At 72.8% G+C, this 16,056-nt stretch carries 10 protein-coding genes; 8 read left to right on the forward strand and 2 right to left on the reverse strand.

Features of this window, described 5'->3' with window-relative positions:
* Positions 1–13: 13 nt before the first annotated feature.
* Entirely contained in the window at positions 14–1,969 is a 1,956-nt protein-coding gene (locus T9R20_RS13675) for a S16 family serine protease (protein ID WP_322409856.1), read from the reverse strand.
* Positions 1,970–2,193: 224 nt separating this feature from the next.
* Positions 2,194–4,047, reverse strand: a complete 1,854-nt coding sequence (glmS, locus tag T9R20_RS13680) for a glutamine--fructose-6-phosphate transaminase (isomerizing) (RefSeq protein ID WP_322409857.1) — start codon at positions 4,045–4,047, stop codon at positions 2,194–2,196.
* A gap of 322 nt (positions 4,048–4,369) precedes the next feature.
* On the opposite strand from glmS, the gene T9R20_RS13685 reads away from it, so the two are divergent.
* Genes T9R20_RS13685 through T9R20_RS13720 form a run of 8 tightly spaced genes read left to right on the forward strand, consistent with a single transcriptional unit; the run spans position 4,370 to position 16,038 of the window.
* Positions 4,370–5,179, forward strand: a complete 810-nt coding sequence (locus T9R20_RS13685) for a glycosyltransferase family 2 protein (protein ID WP_322409858.1) — start codon at positions 4,370–4,372, stop codon at positions 5,177–5,179.
* A complete protein-coding gene (locus tag T9R20_RS13690) occupies positions 5,176–6,174 on the forward strand; it encodes a glycosyltransferase family 2 protein (protein WP_322409859.1) in 999 nt (332 codons plus the stop codon). The genes T9R20_RS13685 and T9R20_RS13690 overlap by 4 nt, the downstream gene beginning before the upstream one ends.
* Entirely contained in the window at positions 6,171–7,460 is a 1,290-nt protein-coding gene (locus tag T9R20_RS13695) for a hypothetical protein (RefSeq protein WP_322409860.1), read from the forward strand. Before T9R20_RS13690 ends, T9R20_RS13695 begins: the two co-directional genes overlap by 4 nt.
* Entirely contained in the window at positions 7,450–9,270 is a 1,821-nt protein-coding gene (locus T9R20_RS13700; protein WP_322409861.1) for a hypothetical protein, read from the forward strand. Before T9R20_RS13695 ends, T9R20_RS13700 begins: the two co-directional genes overlap by 11 nt.
* Positions 9,267–9,626: a hypothetical protein gene (locus T9R20_RS13705; protein WP_322409862.1), complete on the forward strand. Its 360-nt coding sequence runs from the start codon at positions 9,267–9,269 to the stop codon at positions 9,624–9,626. The genes T9R20_RS13700 and T9R20_RS13705 overlap by 4 nt, the downstream gene beginning before the upstream one ends.
* Positions 9,623–9,820 (forward strand): hypothetical protein, encoded by a 198-nt coding sequence (locus tag T9R20_RS13710; protein WP_322409863.1) that lies wholly within the window; start codon positions 9,623–9,625, stop codon positions 9,818–9,820. The genes T9R20_RS13705 and T9R20_RS13710 overlap by 4 nt, the downstream gene beginning before the upstream one ends.
* Complete coding sequence (locus T9R20_RS13715; protein WP_322409864.1) at positions 9,821–10,921, forward strand: glycosyltransferase family 4 protein; 1,101 nt, start codon at positions 9,821–9,823, stop codon at positions 10,919–10,921.
* Complete coding sequence (locus T9R20_RS13720) at positions 10,918–16,038, forward strand: NPCBM/NEW2 domain-containing protein (RefSeq protein WP_322409865.1); 5,121 nt, start codon at positions 10,918–10,920, stop codon at positions 16,036–16,038. The genes T9R20_RS13715 and T9R20_RS13720 overlap by 4 nt, the downstream gene beginning before the upstream one ends.
* Positions 16,039–16,056 lie beyond the last annotated feature (18 nt).

A 16,056-nucleotide genomic window follows, 5' to 3' on the forward strand; every position in this document is an offset into this window, starting at 1 on the left:
CTCGCGGATCGCGTCACGAGCCGGCGAACCCCTCACCCGGGAACCCGCCGGCGTACGCCAGGATCCGCGAGAGGACGAAGGCCCCCGAGTACTGCGCGATCGCCTGGAACTTGTCGGCGACGTCGCCCTCACGGGCGACCCCCGCCTGTTCGTACGCCCCCGCGATGAGCACCGGCGGCGTCCCCTCAGCGGTGAGGATGCCGGCGCCCCGGGCGGTCTGCGTGCGACCGAGGTCGAGGGCCGAGGTCAGGATCGTCTCGGACGACACCCCCACCACCTGCAGGTTCTCGTCGAGGATGCCGTTGTTGTAGTACTTCTCGATGAGCACCGCGTTGCGGGCGTAGTTGACGTAGCCGTAGCCCATCGCGGCGTACGGCGCGTTGCTCCCCTCGCCGAGGTACTGCTCGATCGAGGCGACCGACTGCTGCGCCGTGTACGACAGTGCGACGTCGGTGTCGACGGCCGCCAGGGCCGTGCGGAAGACGTCGTTCGACTGTCCGCGCGACTCGGCGATGGGTTGGATGACCCCCGATTCGAAGGCTGCCCAGTCGGCGTCGGCGGCGCGACGGAAGAACGACGCGATCGCCTCGAGGTCGGCGTCCTCGGCGATCGGCGCACCGCCGTTGTCGCGGCCGATGTCGAACACGGCCTGGGCGAACGCGAGGTTGCCACGGGCGAGGTCGTAGTAGATGAGGGGCGTCAGGACGTCGGTGAGCAGCTGCTCGATGCTCGTATAACCCGCTGCGGCGATCGTGTCGGCGATCCGCTGCAGACTCGCCGTGGCGTACTGCAGCAGGGTGTACGAATCGAAGGCGTTGCCGTAGGCGGTGACGAGCGCCTCGGCGTCGGCGAGCGTCTCGGGCTGGTACGTGCTGAGCTGATCGAGGAAGGCGGTGAACTCGCCCTCGGCGCTGGCCGCGCCGTCGAGCCGCGCCCCGATCGCGTTGCCGCCCGAGGTGAGGAGGTCCTGCACCGTGCGGAACGTCGAGGCCGTCGCCTGCATGACCGCGGCGGCCTGCGACGCCTCGAAGAATGCCCCGCCCTGAAGCGCCTGCACCTGAAGCTGACGGGCACGATCGGCGTACGCCGCCGCTTCGGCGGGGATCGTCCCCGCCGCCTGCTGCACGACCGGGTCGAGGGCGGAGAACTCGGCCAGGGCCCGGTCGTACGTCGCAAGCATCGCGTCGCCCGCGCTTTGGAACTTCGTGTACGCCGCATCCGAGATGGCCGGCGCCGCGTCATCCGCGGGCCTCGGCAGCTCCTCGCCGGTCAGCAGCGGATAGGCGTCGTACACGTCGGCGACCTCGACGACCTCCACGCCGCCGCTTCGGCCGAGCGAGACGACGTCGACGAGGTTCCCGGCCGCGTCGGGGACGTTGCGCTGACCGGCCGGGATGAGCACGGTCGTGATCTCGCCCGCGTCGATGACGCCCTGGACCTTCTCGGGGATCCCCCCGACGGTGCCGACCGTTCCCATCGGGTTGATGGTGCCGGTCATCGTCACGTCGTTGGCGATGGCGTCGCCGTAGTAGAGCGAGAGGATGCCGACGGTCGTCAGCGCCCCCGCGCTCGGCCCGTCGATCCGGCCGTCGAACGCGAAGCGGTACGAGACGTCCAGGGGCGCCCCGGTGAGGAGGGTCGCGACCGACACGGCGTTCCACGACGCCGCCTGGGTCATGTCGCCGACCCCCGACACCTCGTCCTCGGAGATGTCGATGCTGAGCTCGCCGTCATCCGACGGCGCGACCGAGATGCGCTGGGTCGCCACCCCGCCGGTGTCGCCGGCTGCGTAGAGCACCTGCAGCTCGGTCTCGGATGACGCGAAGCCACCCGCTCCCCCACCGCCGCCGGTCGCGCTGTCGACGATGGCGTCGGAGATGAAGGTGCAACCGGATGCCGCGAGCACGGCGGTCAGCACGACGGTGGCCAGGATGCCGCGCGCCAGGCGCGGCCGGGAGCGGTCGATCACCCGGTCGAGCGTACCTATATACCGGTTTAGGCCCGAGGGGCTCGAGATTAATGTTCCGTGAAAGTTCGGCGCGCACGGATGGCCGGGTGTTGTCGCCGGGCGTCCCCAACTCCTGCAGGACTGCACCTCGCGCGACGCCGAGCCCCGGAGTCAGACCCGCCCGGCCGATTCTGCAGGAGTTACGGACAGCGGCAGGACACGAGCCTCCCGCGCGTGGCGACCCGCTACTCGACCGTGACCGACTTGGCGAGGTTGCGCGGCTGGTCGACGTCGAGGCCCTTCGCCGTGGCGAGGCCCATCGCGAAGATGTGCAGCGGCACGACGGCGAGAAGCGGCTCGAAGAGCGGCCCCGCGAGCGGAATGCGCAGCACCTCGTCGGCGGAGGGCAGCACCGCGACATCCCCCTCTTCGGCGATCGCGATCACGCGGGCTCCGCGCGCCTTGATCTCCTCGATGTTCGAGACGACCTTGGGGTGCAGCACCGCCGACCCGCGGGGCGACGGCACGATGACGAACACCGGCTGACCGGGCTCGATGAGCGCGATGGGGCCGTGCTTGAGCTCGCCGGCGGCGAAGCCCTCGGCGTGGATGTACGAGATCTCCTTGAGCTTGAGCGCCCCCTCGAGGGCGATGGGGTAGCCCACGTGCCGGCCGAGGAAGAGCACCGAACGGGTGTCGCCCATCCAGTGCGCGAGCTGCTCGATGCGCTCCTGCTCGGTGGCGAGGATGTGCGCGATCTTCTCCGGCACCGCCTCGAGCTCGTGAGCCTGCACCGCGATCTCGTCCGCGCTGAGCGTGCCGCGCAGCCCCGCGATGTGGAGCGCCAGCAGGTAGAGCGCGGTGATCTGCGCGACGAACGCCTTCGTCGAGGCGACAGCGACCTCGGGGCCGGCGTGGGTGTAGACGATCGCGTCGGATTCGCGCGGGATCGTCGCCCCCTGCGTGTTGCAGATCGACACGGTCTTCGCGCCCTGCTCGCGGGCGTACTTCACCGCCATCAGGGTGTCCATGGTCTCGCCCGACTGGCTGATCGAGACCACGAGGGTGTCGGGGGTGAGCACCGGGTCGCGGTAGCGGAACTCGTGCGCGAGCTCGACGTCGACGGGCACCCGGGCCCACTGCTCGAGGGCGTACTTCCCGGTCATTCCGGCGTAGGCGGCGGTGCCGCACGCGATGACGATGATGCGCGAGATGCCGGTGAAGAGGTCGTCGAGTCCGTCAAGTTCGGGGATGGTGACCGCGCCGTCACGGATGCGACCGCGCAGCGTGTTCGCGACGGCCTCGGGCTCTTCCGAGACCTCCTTGGCCATGAACGACGACCAGCCGCCCTTGTCAGCGGCCGAGGCGTCCCAGGTCACTTCGAAGCGCTCGACCTCGACCGGGTTGCCGTCGAAGTCGGTGACCTCGACGCCCTCGGGCGTGATGGCCACGATCTCGTCCTGCCCGATCGCGAGGGCATCGCGGGTGTGCTCGACGAAGGCGGCGACATCGGAGGCGAGGAAGTTCTCGCCCTCGCCGAGCCCGATGACGAGCGGCGAGTTGCGGCGGGCGCCGACGACGAGACCCGGCTGGTCGCGGTGCATCGCCAGGAGGGTGAAGGCTCCCTCGAGGCGCGCGGCGACGTCGCGGAACGCCGCGACGAGGTCGCCGCCGCGCGCGCGGTACGCGCGACCGAGGAGCACGGCCGCGACCTCGGTGTCGGTCTCGCTCTGGAACGTGAACCCCTCGGCGAGCAGCTCGGCCTTCAGATCGGCGTAGTTCTCGATGATGCCGTTGTGGATGACCGCGAGCCTGTCGTCGTCGGCGAGGTGCGGGTGGGCGTTGGTATCGGTGGGTCCGCCGTGCGTGGCCCAGCGGGTGTGGCCGATCCCGGTCGTGCCGTCGGCGAGGGGGTGGGTCTTCAGGTCGTCGCGGAGGATGCCGAGCTTGCCGGCGCGCTTGCGCATGCCGAGCGAGCCGCCGCCGTCGATGACGGCGATGCCGGCGGAGTCGTAACCGCGGTACTCCAGGCGCGAGAGCCCGGCGAGGAGGATGCCCTGGCTCTGACGGGGGCCCACGTATCCGACGATTCCGCACATGGATTCCATCGTAGGCGGGCGAGGCTGGACGCCCGCCCCGCGCCGGGCGCCCGGGATGACGGGCGGGTGAGCGCGGGTGAGCCGAGGGTGAAAACGAGGGTGAAAAGGGCGGATGCGAGGGCTTTTCCCTTGAGCCTGCGGTCGCGGCCTGCATACGCTTCACCCGACTGCGCGGAACCCGAAACCGCGTGATCGACGGGCTACGCGCCGAGGCGCGTGGGAATTGGCGACTGGGGAGTCAGCACCCGTACTGCGTGGCGACGACGGAGTGATGCGGAACCCGAATCCGTGTTGCTCTCGAGCCGACCCTGCTCGCTGCACCGTGTCCGACAGCAGAACGGAAGAGAGCGATCTCGTGCAGCCCGAGCGCACCATCACCGTGGTGATACCGACCCTCAACGAAGCCCGCAACATCGAGCACGTCCTGGGACGTCTCCCCGACTCGATCACCGAGGTGATCCTCGTCGACGGCGGCTCCACCGACGCCACCGTCGACCTGGCGACCCTCGCCTGGCCGGGCGTCCGCATCCTGACCCAGGCCCGTACGGGGAAGGGCAACGCCCTCGTCACCGGCATCCACGCCGCCACCGGCGACGTCATCGTCACGATCGACGCCGACGGGTCGATGGACCCCGCCGAGATCGACCGGTTCGTCGGGCCGCTGTACGCCGGCGCCGACTACGTGCGCGGCAGCCGCAACGTCTCGGGCGGTGGGAGCGCCGACATCACCTGGTTCCGGGGGCTCGGCAACCGGATGCTGAACGCCCTCGCCAACGGGCTGTTCGGCACCGCCCACACCGACCTCTGCTACGGGTACAACGCCATGACGGCCCGCGCCGCCCGCGCTCTCGCCCTTCCCGAGCCGACCGACGCCACGGCCGGCGCGCAGTGGGGCGACGGGTTCGAGATCGAGACGCTCATGCACGTGCGGGCGGTGAAGGCCGACCTCGTCACCGTCGAGGTGCCGAGCTTCGAGGCCCCGCGCCGCTTCGGCGAGAGCAACCTCAGCGCGATCCGCGACGGCTTCCGGTGCCTGCGGACGCTGCTGTACGAGCGGTTCTCCCCCGCCGTCCTCCGGGCGACCAGCCTGCCGCGCACCCGGCGACTCGTCGACGTCGCCGACGCCGAATGACCGGGGAGGCCCGCCGCGACCTCACGATCACCGTCGTCATCTGCTGCTTCACGCTCGATCGGTGGGACGACCTGGTGACGGCCCGGATGTCGCTGGCGAGCCAGACGCGCGCCCCCGACCGTGTGGTGGTGGTGGTGGATCACGACGCGGCGCTCCTCGCCGCGGCGCGCTCGCGCTTCGCCGACACCGTGGTGGTCGCCAACACCGGCACCCGCGGACTGTCGGACGCGCGGAACACCGGCGTCAACGCCGCCGGCGACGCCGACGTCGTGCTCTTCCTCGATGACGACGCCGCCGCCGAGCCGGAGTGGGTGGAACGGATGACCGCACCGTTCGCCGATCCGGCGGTGGCAGGCGTGAGCGGATTCGCCGTTCCCCGATGGGATGCCCCGGGGCGACCGTCGTGGTTCCCCGAGGAGTTCCTCTGGGTCATCGGCTGCAGCCACCGCGGGCTCCCTGCCGACGGCGGACTGCTGCGCAACCCGATCGGCAGTGCGATGGCCTTCCGCCGGACGGCGCTCCGGGATGCCGGCGGATTCGCCGTCTCGCTCGGGCGCGTGGGGCGGTCGGCGGGAGGATGCGAGGAGACCGAGCTGTCGCTGCGCGTCCTCGAGGCCGACCCGTCGGCCACGATCCGCCTGGCCGCGGGCGCCCGGGTGCATCACCGCGTCCGCGCCGACCGCCAGACGATCCGCTACTTCGTGCGCCGGTGCGTCGGCGAGGGCATCAGCAAGGCCGGCGTGGAACGCCGCCACCGCGGCGGAGACGTCCTGCGGACCGAGCGCGCCTTCGCGCGCACCACGCTTCTCACCGCCTGGTGGCGTGCGCTGCGTCGCGGCGTCGTGCGCCTGGACCGCGCGTCGCTGGCGCGCGCCGCGGTGATCGCGATGGGGCTCGCCGCCACGGGCGCGGGTTTCGTGCTCGGGCGGTTCCGTGCCGAGGACGACGTCGCGCCGCCGTCCGTCCCGCTCGCGTCCGCGGGGGTGCCGTCATGACGCTCCTCGACCGTCGCGCGCAGCTGAGCCGGGAGTGGACGGATCCGACGCTCCGGGTGAACCACCTGATGGCCCTGAACACCGCCGGCGCGGCGGGTCTCGGTTTCGTCTTCTGGGTCGTCGTCGCCCGGCTCCTCCCCGTCGACGCGGTCGGTGCGGCGACGGCGACGATCGCCGCGGTGATCACGGTGGCGAACATCGGCCAGCTGAACCTCTACCAGTCGGCGGGGGTGCTCCTCGCGCGCACGCCGCAGCACCGCCGCCGCCGCGCCCTCGGGCTCTGGGGGCTCGCCGTCCTCGCCACCGGGGTGGTCGCGGCCGCCGCCGCGCTCCTCGGCGCGGCCACCGGATGGGCGAGCTCTCTCGCCATCCCGCTGTGGTTCGCCCCGCTCTGCGCCGTGGTCTGGTCGGCCTTCGCGGTGAAGGACGCGCTGCTCCTGGCCCTCGGCCGCGACATCGCGGTGCCGCTGGTCACCCTCGGGTACGGCCTGGCGAAGATCGGCGTGCTGCTGCTCCTCGCCGCGCAGGGTGCGACGAGCGCTCCGACGATGGTGGTCGCGACCTTCCTGCCCGCCCTCGCCCTCCTTCCGGTCGCCGCGCTGCTGCTCTTCCTCCGCCCCGCGCGGACCGCTCCCGGCGTGGCCCTCGCGCCGGAGTCGTCACCGCGGCCCGTCGGCCGCCGCGCGGACGCCCGCTTCGTCGCCGCCGACCACGCCGGCTCGATCGCCCTGCAGGCGTGCACCACGCTCCTCCCCTTCGTCGTCTTCCTGGCGGGGGGAGCCCAGGCGGCGGCCGTGTTCGCCGCCGCCTGGACGATCGTCGTCACCCTCGACACCCTCGCCCACAACGCCGGGGTACCCCTGGCCGCCGAGATCGCGCGCTCGCCCGAGCGGGCGGGCGATCTCGCACCCCGACTCGTGCGGCGCACGATGATCCTCGTCGTGGGCGGCGCCGTCGCGATCGCTCTCCTGGCGCACCCGCTGCTGACCCTGTTCGGCCCCGTCTACGCCGACGCCGGCACCCCCGTGCTGTGGGTGCTGGCCGCGGCATCCGTCATCCGGGCCCTGCTGATCCTGCGCCTGGCGCTCCTGCGCGCCGCCCGGCGCGCAGCCCTGGTGCTCGCCGGCGAAGCGCTCCACGCCGCCGTCGTGCTCGGGCTCGCCGCCCTCCTCGTCCCGATGTGGGGCGCGATGGGGATGGCGCTGGCGTGGCTCGCCGCGCAGATCGTGACGCTCGCGGTGGTCCACCTGCTCACGCGCAGAAAGGGGGCGTCGCATGGTGCTTGAACGCGTCGACCGGCCCCGCACCGCCGGGCGTCCCGCCTTCCACCGCCCGCCCGCCCGGGTGCTCGCCGTCATCGCGGGCGCCCTCGCCGTGACCGCGGCGCACTTCGCACTCGCCCCCTGGTGGACCGGCCTCACCATCGTCGCGGCGGGCTGCCTCGCGATCGCGTTCGCCCTCGTGCTGCGGCTGCCGCAGCAGCATCCGATTCTCCTCGGCAGCCTCGTCGCCGTGTTCGCCGTCGTCCTGCACGCCACCGTGATCGTCAACGAGGGCTACGCGCGCTTTCCCACCGCGTGGCTGCACTCGGGATACACCGCCCACGTCATGGCGCACCACGACGTGCTGCCGAGCCTCGGCGCACGCTTCAGCTGGCCGGCGTTCTTCGTCGTCACCGCCGCCGCGCTCTCGCCCATGGGGGTGGGGGTGCCCGAGGAGGTGCTGCGGTGGGCTCCGGTGTTCTTCGTGCTCGCCTGCCTGCCCCCCGTGCTCGTGATCGCGCGGCGGTGCCTGGGCGGTGTCGATCTCTCCCCCCACCCGCGGCGACGGCGCCGCGTCCCGCGGCCGGGAGCCTGGCGCACCCCGTGGCTCGCGGTGTGGCTCTTCCCCGCCGTCAACTGGCTCGGGCAGGACTACTTCGCGCCGCAGTCGCTGGCGTTCCTCCTGGGCCTCAGCATCCTCGCCCTCGTCCTGGTGCTCGCCGACCGGCCGCCGTCGTACTGGCGCCCGCGCGACGGTGTCGTCGGGCGCGGGAGCCTGCTGTGGCCGCGCCGCCCGCGCCTTCCCGAGCGAGAGATCGCGACGGGCCGCGCCGGCCAGGCGCTGATGCTCGTCGGGGTCTTCGTCGTGCTCTGCGCAGCCGTCGCGATGGGGCACCAGCTGACGCCCTTCGTCGTGGCGCTGCAGCTGGGCGTCCTCTGGTACGCCGGGCGCCTGCCGTGGATGCTCCCGGTCTGGATCGTCGGCGTCACCGCCCTCATCTGGGTGTCGTGGGGCGCGTCGGATTTCTGGATCCCGTTCCTGAACGACGTGTTCGGCGGGGTCGGGAACCCCGTCGGCAACGTCGCGGCGGGCATCTCGGCGCGGACGGGCGGCTCGCCCGACCACCAGCTCGTCGTGGCCGTCCGCATGGGCCTCGCCGCGGCGATCGTCGTCGCGGCCGCTGCCGGCATCGTCGTGGAGTTCGTCCGCGAACGTCGCGTCGAGCTGTCGCTGCCGCTCCTGGCCGCCGCTCCCGGCATCCTCGTGTTCGCCCAGAGCTACGGCGGCGAGGGCGTCCTCCGGGTGTTCCTCTACGCCTCGCCGTTCCTGGCGATGCTCATCGCGAAGCTGCTCCCGGTCGGCAGGCGGATGCCGCGGCGCGCAGTCTCTCTGATCGTCATCGCGACGCTCGCGATGGTGCCGCCGTTCCTCGTGGCCCGTTACGGCAATGCGCCCTTCGAACGGGTCACCCCCGACGAGGTGGCGCTGGCGTCCTGCATGTACGACACCGCACCCGAGGGCTCGACCCTGCTGTCGGTCAGCCCGCACCTGGCGTGGCAGTTCCGCGATCTCGCCGACCACCGCCACCTGTCGGCGAACGAGACCGCCTTCGACGCCGAGACCGTCGCCGACCTCGAGCGCCGGGTCGAAGACACACCCGAGCCGCGCTTCCTCATCGTCACCGAGCCGCAGCTGCAGTTCGTCGTCCGGTCGCTCGGCGCACCGGCGTCGTGGCCGAGCGACCTGCGCGCCGAGCTCGCGAGCGATCCCGATCTGACGCCGGTGTGCGAGAACCCGGCCGGTGTCGTCTACCGGATGGCAGGAGACCGATGACCGATCTGCCCGCACCCGCGACCCGCACCCGTCGTCGCACGCTCGGCCTCGTCGTGTTCGGCTGGGCCCTCGCCGCCGCGTTCCTGGCCGCAGTGGGCGCGAGCGGTCCGCTCGCCCTCGCCGTGGTCGGCCCGTTCTGCCTCTTCGGCGTCGGCGTCGCCGTCGCCGCCGACGGCCGACGCTCGTTCCGCGCCGCCGAGACGCTCGCCCTCGTGGTCGCGCTCGGCCTCGGGACGGCGACCGTGGTGTCGCAGACTCTCCTGCTCGCAGGGCTGTTCGACCCGGCGACCGTCATCGGCGCGCTCGCGCTGATCACCGGAGCGATCGTCGGCATCCGCGAAGCGGTGAGCCGATGACCGAGCTCCTGGCCTCTCCGATCCTGCTGTTCGTCAGTCTCGGCGCCCTCGGGCTCGCGATCGTCACGTGGGTGATCAGCGCGTTCGGCATCTCCTCCGTCGGGGCACGGCGTCGCCTGCGGGCGGTCACCGCCGTCGCGATCGCCGTCGCCCTGGCGATCATCGTCGCCCGCTTCGTCGTGCTGGGGGGCTGAATGCGCATCGCCCACCTCGACCTCACCGCGTCGGCCTCGCCGGTCGACGGGATCGGCGCCGTCATCGCGACGCTCGCGCGCGCGCAGCGCGCGGGCGGCGGGGAAGGCGCTCGGGCCGGCGGCACGGACGAGGTCGACGTCCTCGGTCCGCGGTGGCGGGCCGGCGCCTCCCTCCCCGCGACGGCCGTCCGCCTGGTCCGCGCGCTCGCGCGCGGACGCTACGACGTCGTGCACCTGCACTCGGTGTACCGGCCGCTCCACGCCCTCGCCGCCGCGGTGTGCGTCCTCTCCGGCACCCCTTACGCGGTCTCGCCGCACTCCGGCCTCTCGCCGATCGGGCGGCGCCGAGCACGCGTGCGGAAGGCCGTGTGGATCGCCGTCGTCGAACGCGCGGTCCTCCGCCGGGCGACCGCGGTGGTGTGCCTGTCGGCGCAGGAGCGGGGCGACGTCCGGGCCCTCGTCCCGTCGGCGCGGTGCGCGATCGTGCGGAACCCCCTCGAGCCGCGCGCCGCCGTCCCCCGCGACCCCGCGACCCCGCCTGTCGCGGTGACCCTCGCCCGGTTCGACGTGTACCAGAAGGGCCTCGACCGACTGGCGGCGCTCGCCGCGGCGGCCCCCGAGATCCGCTTCGACGTCCACGGTGACCTCGACGCCAACGACCCCGGCGCCGCGCGCCGCCTCATGGCGACAGCCCCCGAGAACCTCCGCTTCCTCCCGCCGGTGCGCGGCGCCGATAAGGACGCGGCGCTCGCGGCATCCGCTCTGTATCTGCAGCTCTCCCGCTGGGAGGGGCAGTCGATCGCCCTCCTCGAGGCGCTCGCCGCCGGGGTGCCGTGCGTGGTGAGCGCGGCCGTCGCCGAGAGCCTCGCACCCGACGGCGGGCACACCGTCGTCACGGTGCCCGATGACCCGGATGCCGCGGCGCGCCGCATCCGCGCCCTGCTGGCCGATCCCGCCGAGCGCGCCCGGCTGTCCCGCGAGGGCGCCGCCTGGGTGCGCGATACCACCGATCCCGCCCGGATCGCCGCCCAGCTGCGCGCGGTGTATCGCTCCGGGACCCCTTCACCTCTCCGCCGAGCCACCTTCCAGGAAGTGTCATGACCGAGAACCTCCGCCCCCGCACCCGCTCCCGTCAGCGCCCCGCCCGGCAGGGCCTTTTCCGGCAGGGCCCCGCCCGGCGTCGCCTGGCGATGATCGCGACCGCCGCCGTGGCCGCCGTGGTCGCCTCGACCCTGGCTCTGACCACCACGCCGGAGCCGGCGTCGGCGGCGCTGAGCGATCTGCCGCCGGGCTTCGTCGACGAGGCCGTCGTCTCGGGCCTGCCGTACGCCTCGGCGATCGCCTTCACCCCGCAGAGCGACATGTTCATCGCCCTGAAGGGCGGCGTGGTGCGCGCCGCCGACGACGAGGGTCTTCGTGACGAGCCGTTCATCGACATCTCGGAGCGGGTGCACGACAACGACGATCGCGGGCTCCTGGGGCTGGCGATCCATCCCGACTTCCCCGCCGAGCCGTACGTGTACCTGCTCTACACCTACGACCCGCCGGGAACGGTCGCCGATCAGGGCTCGCCGATTGCGGGGCGCGTCAGTCGCCTGGAGCGCTTCACCGCCGATCCCGCCGCGGACTACCTCCGCGCCCTCCCCGACTCGGGCGTGGTGCTGCTGGGCACCGAGAGCACGCGCGAGAACATCGGCGACGAGGAGGACGGGCGCAACATCGACCGCGTCTCGTGCATGACCGGCGGAACCCTCGAGGGCACCCCGATCCGCGACTGCCTCGGCTCGGACGAGAACTCCCACACGATCGGTACGGTCGCCTTCGCGCCCGACGGGTCGCTCTTCGTCACCAACGGCGACGGCGCCAACTACAACAGCCCCGATCCGCGGGCGCTGCTGGCCCAGAACCTCGATTCGCTGGCGGGCAAAGTGCTGCGGATCGACCCCGACACCGGCGCGGGCCTTCCCGACAACCCCTTCTTCGACACCGCCGATCCCGGCGCGAACCGCTCGAAGGTGTGGGCGTCGGGGCTCCGCAACCCCTTCCGCATGGCGATCCACCCGCAGACCGGCGCACCCTGGGTCGGCGACGTCGGCTGGGGCACGTGGGAGGAGATCAACCACGGCAAGGGCGCCAACTTCGGGTGGCCCTGCTACGAGGGCGGGCTCACCGAGGGTTCCGAGGGCTTCGCCACCGTGAGCCAGCAGCAGTCGACCTACGCGGTGAGCGCCCGCACCGCCGAGGGCTGCGCCGAGGTCTACGCGCAGGGTCTCGATGCGGTCACGGCGCCCGTCTACACCTACGACCACTCCGAGGGCGGCGCGTCCGCCAACGGCGGCGCCTTCTACGTCGGCGACCGCTACCCCGAGGAGTACCGCGGGGCGCTCTTCATCGCCGACTACAACCGGCGGTGGATCCGCGCGCTGCAGGTCGACGAGTCCGGCGCGGTGACCGGTGCCATCCCGTTCGGTGTCGACACCGGCGACGGCTCGGGTCCGGTGCAGGTGGTCTCGGGTCCCGACACGAACATCTACTGGGTCAAGTACGACAGCGCGGGCGGCGAGGTGCGCCGCATCCGGTACCTGGATGCCGCGGCACCGCCGGTTGCGATCGCGACCGCGACGCCGACGTCGGGTGTCGCCCCCCTCGAGGTGACGTTCTCGGCCCGCTCGTCGTACGACGCCGGCGGCGCGGCGCTGCGCTACGAATGGGACTTCGGCGACGGCTCGCCCGTCTCCACGGAGGCCGAGCCGACCCACGTCTTCACCGAGACCGGGCCTTACGACGTGCGGCTGACCGTCACCCAGGACGTCCCCGATGGGATGTCGTCGTTCACCGTGGTGAGGGTCACCGCGGGCACCGATCCGCCCTTCGCCGAGGTCGATCCGCTCGAGCCGTCGCCGTACGCGATCGGCGACCAGCTGGTCTTCCGGGGCCGCGCCTCCACGCCCGACGGCACGGTGCCCACGAGCGGTCACCGGTGGGAGATCCGCCAGTGGCACAACCAGCACAGCCACTTCGCCACGCCGACGTGGACGGTCGACCCGGACGATCCGGATGCCACGACCGGCGTCATCACCGTCGACGAGCACGGTGACGACACCTACTACGAGGCGTGCCTGACCGCGACCTCCCCGTCGGGGCTCACCGACGTCCAGTGCGCCGAGGCGCGGCCCGACCGCATCGACTACACCGTCGAGACCGAGCCGGCGGGGCTGTCGGTCAGCTACGAGGACGAGGGGCTCCGGGTCGAGGGACCCGCGGTCATCCGTCCCGTCCGCGGGTCGAGCCAGACCCTGACCGCCACTCCGATCCAGGCGCGGCGCACCTTCGTCGGCTGGTCGGACGGGGTCACCGACCTGTCGCGGACGTTCGTGGCGGGCGAGGGCCCGACGAGCTTCCGCGCGGTGTACGAGAACCGCGCGCCGGAGGTGTCGGTGTCGCTGGGCAGTCCCGCCGCCGGCGCCGCACCCCTCGGGGTGCGCGCGAGCGCGTCGGCGAGCGATCCCGAGAACGACACCCTCACCTACGCCTGGACCATCGACGGCGAGCCGGCGGGCGATACGCGCGACCTGACCGGATCGGTGTCGACCGTCGGCGACCACCTGGTGGCGGTGACGGTCACCGATTCGCTCGGGGCGACCGCGACGGCCGAGACCACGGTCACCGTGACCGAGGAGGCACCTCCGGGAGAGGATGTCTGGCTGTCGGATCTGCCGCTCCGCGACGTGTCGAACGGGTTCGGCCCGGTCGAGCTCGACACGACGAACGGCGAGGACGCCGCCGGCGACGGCGCGCCGATCACCCTCGACGGGGCCTCGTACGCCCGTGGGCTGGGCGTGCACGCCGCCTCATCGGTGACCGTCGACGTCCCCGACGACTGCGTGCGGTTCACCAGCGCGATCGGCGTCGACGACTCGGTGGGCCGCAACGGCTCGGTGGTGTTCTCGGTGACGGGATCGAGCGGCGAGCTGTTCGCCTCCGACGTGCGGCGCGGCGGCGACCCCGCCGAGGCCGTCGACCTCGACGTGAGCGGGGAGGAGTCGCTGACCCTCGCCGTCGGCGACGGCGGGGACGACAACTTCTGGGACCACGCGGTCTGGGCCGACGCCCGCTTCACCTGCGGTGTCGAACCGGAGCCCGAGCCGACCGACGTGTGGGTGTCGCAGCTGGCGCTCACCGACGTCTCCAACGGCTTCGGTCCCGTGGAGATCGACAGCGTCAACGGTGATGACGCTGCCGGCGACGGCGGGCCCATCGTGCTCGACGGCGCCACGTTCGAGCGCGGGCTCGGCGTGCACGCGGCCTCGTCGGTGACCGTCGCGGTGCCCGACGGCTGCACGCGGTTCGTCGGTCGCGTCGGCGTGGACGACACCGTCGGCCGGAACGGCTCGGTGGTGTTCGCCCTCGCCGTAGGCTCCGACGCGCTCTGGACGTCGGATGTGCTCACGGGTGGAGGCGGAGGCGCCGATGTCGACGTGGCCGTCGCCCCCGGGTCATCCCTCGTCCTGCGGGTGAGCGACGCCGGCGACAACCCGTGGTGGGACCACGCGGTCTGGGCGGGCGCGCGCTTCGTCTGCGGTGCCGAGGCACCCGAGCCCGAGCCCGAGCCCGAGCCGGAGCCGGTCTCGGGCGAGGTGGCGCTGTCGACGCTGCCGCTTCGCGAGGTGGCCAACGGCTGGGGACCGGTCGAGCTCGACCGGTCCAACGGCGAGGACGCCGCCGGCGACGGCGCACCGCTCTCCCTCGCGGGGACGCCGTACGACCGGGGCCTCGGTGTGCACGCGGCGTCGTCGATCACCGTCGACGTGCCGGAGGGGTGCGGGAGGTTCCTCGCGACCGTCGGCGTCGACGACAGCGTGGGCGCGAACGGCTCGGTGGTCTTCACCGTGCGCGAGGGAACCGATGCGCTGTTCGCGTCCGACGTGCTCGTGGGAGGCGGCGAGCCCGCCGAGGTTGACGTGCCGGTGACCGCGGGCGGGGCCATCACGCTCGAGGTGGCCGACGCCGGCGACAACAACTGGTGGGATCACGCCGACTGGGCCGGCGCCCGGTTCGTCTGCGGCGAGGATGCCGGGGGTGGGCCGGAGCCCGAGCCGACGCCGGAGCCCGAGCCGACGCCGGAGCCGGAGCCGACGCCGGCTGGTGACTGGGAGACGCTCGCCCCGGTCTCGACCGGATCGCGCACCCATTCGGTGAGCACGGCGGATGTGAACGCCGACGGCGCGCTCGACGTGCTCGCGGCCGTCGCCGGGGAGGACGCGATCGTGGTCGCCTTCGGCGCCGGAGACGGCACGTTCGGGCCGGCGACCTCGTACGACACGGGCGCGGGGAGCTTCCCCAAGCACGTCGAGGTGGCCGATCTGAACGGCGACGGCGTGCTCGACATGGTCAGCGCGAACCAGGACACCCCGATCGATGCGGACGTCAGCGTCTTCCTCGGCAACGGCGACGGCACGTTCAGCCCGGTCGGAGCGTTCGCCGCGTGCGAGCGGGCGCACGAGAGCGAGGCGGCCGACCTCACCGGCGACGGGATCGTCGACCTGGCGGTGGCGTGCTGGGGCGGCGACGATGTGGCGGTGCTCGCCGGCGACGGCACGGGCGCGTTCGCTCCGCCGGTGCTCTTCCCTGCCGGGAACGCCGGGCACTCGCTGTCGACGGGAGACGTCGACGGCGACGGCGACGCCGACCTGTCGGTCGCGGCATACGGCTCGAACCGGGTGACGGTGCTGGCCAACGACGGCGTCGGCGGGTTCTCGGCCCCGACGGAGTACTGGTCGGGGCTCGGACCGCACAACCTGCAGTGGGGCGATGTCACCGGCGACGGGGTGGCCGACCTCGTCGTCACGGCCGAGCTGTCCGACGCGGTCGGGGTGCTCCCCGGCCGGGGCGACGGCACGTTCGGCGACACGGTGTTCCATGCGGTCGGGCCGCGTCCGAAGGCCTCCGCGCTTGCGGACGTCGACGGCGACGGCGTGATCGACATCGTCACCGCGAACACGCACGGCAACTATCCGAACGGCTCGACGCCGACGAGCCTCACCGTGCTGTACGGCACAGGCGCCGGGGCGTTCGAGCCCGCGGTCTCGGTGCCGGTGTCTCTCACCCCCTTCGCGGTGGCGGTGGGCGATCTCGACGGCGACGGGATCCTCGAACTGCTGACGGCGAACTGGCATTCGGGCGACGTCGCCGTCCTGCGGCGGGTGCAGGGCGGGTGAGCGCGGCGCGGGTCAAGT

This window comes from Microbacterium invictum (assembly GCF_034421375.1).
Classification (GTDB): domain Bacteria; phylum Actinomycetota; class Actinomycetes; order Actinomycetales; family Microbacteriaceae; genus Microbacterium; species Microbacterium invictum_A.

What these genes read in the sequence shown, in the direction of transcription:
- T9R20_RS13715 (WP_322409864.1), top strand. Translation starts at nt 9,821, where the DNA reads ATGCGCATCGCCCACCTCGACCTCACCGCGTCGGCCTCGCCGGTCGAC.
- T9R20_RS13700 (WP_322409861.1), top strand. Translation starts at nt 7,450, where the DNA reads ATGGTGCTTGAACGCGTCGACCGGCCCCGCACCGCCGGGCGTCCCGCC.
- glmS (WP_322409857.1), bottom strand. Translation starts at nt 4,047, where the DNA reads ATGTGCGGAATCGTCGGATACGTGGGCCCCCGTCAGAGCCAGGGCATC.
- T9R20_RS13720 (WP_322409865.1), top strand. Translation starts at nt 10,918, where the DNA reads ATGACCGAGAACCTCCGCCCCCGCACCCGCTCCCGTCAGCGCCCCGCC.
- T9R20_RS13710 (WP_322409863.1), top strand. Translation starts at nt 9,623, where the DNA reads ATGACCGAGCTCCTGGCCTCTCCGATCCTGCTGTTCGTCAGTCTCGGC.
- T9R20_RS13705 (WP_322409862.1), top strand. Translation starts at nt 9,267, where the DNA reads ATGACCGATCTGCCCGCACCCGCGACCCGCACCCGTCGTCGCACGCTC.
- T9R20_RS13690 (WP_322409859.1), top strand. Translation starts at nt 5,176, where the DNA reads ATGACCGGGGAGGCCCGCCGCGACCTCACGATCACCGTCGTCATCTGC.
- T9R20_RS13695 (WP_322409860.1), top strand. Translation starts at nt 6,171, where the DNA reads ATGACGCTCCTCGACCGTCGCGCGCAGCTGAGCCGGGAGTGGACGGAT.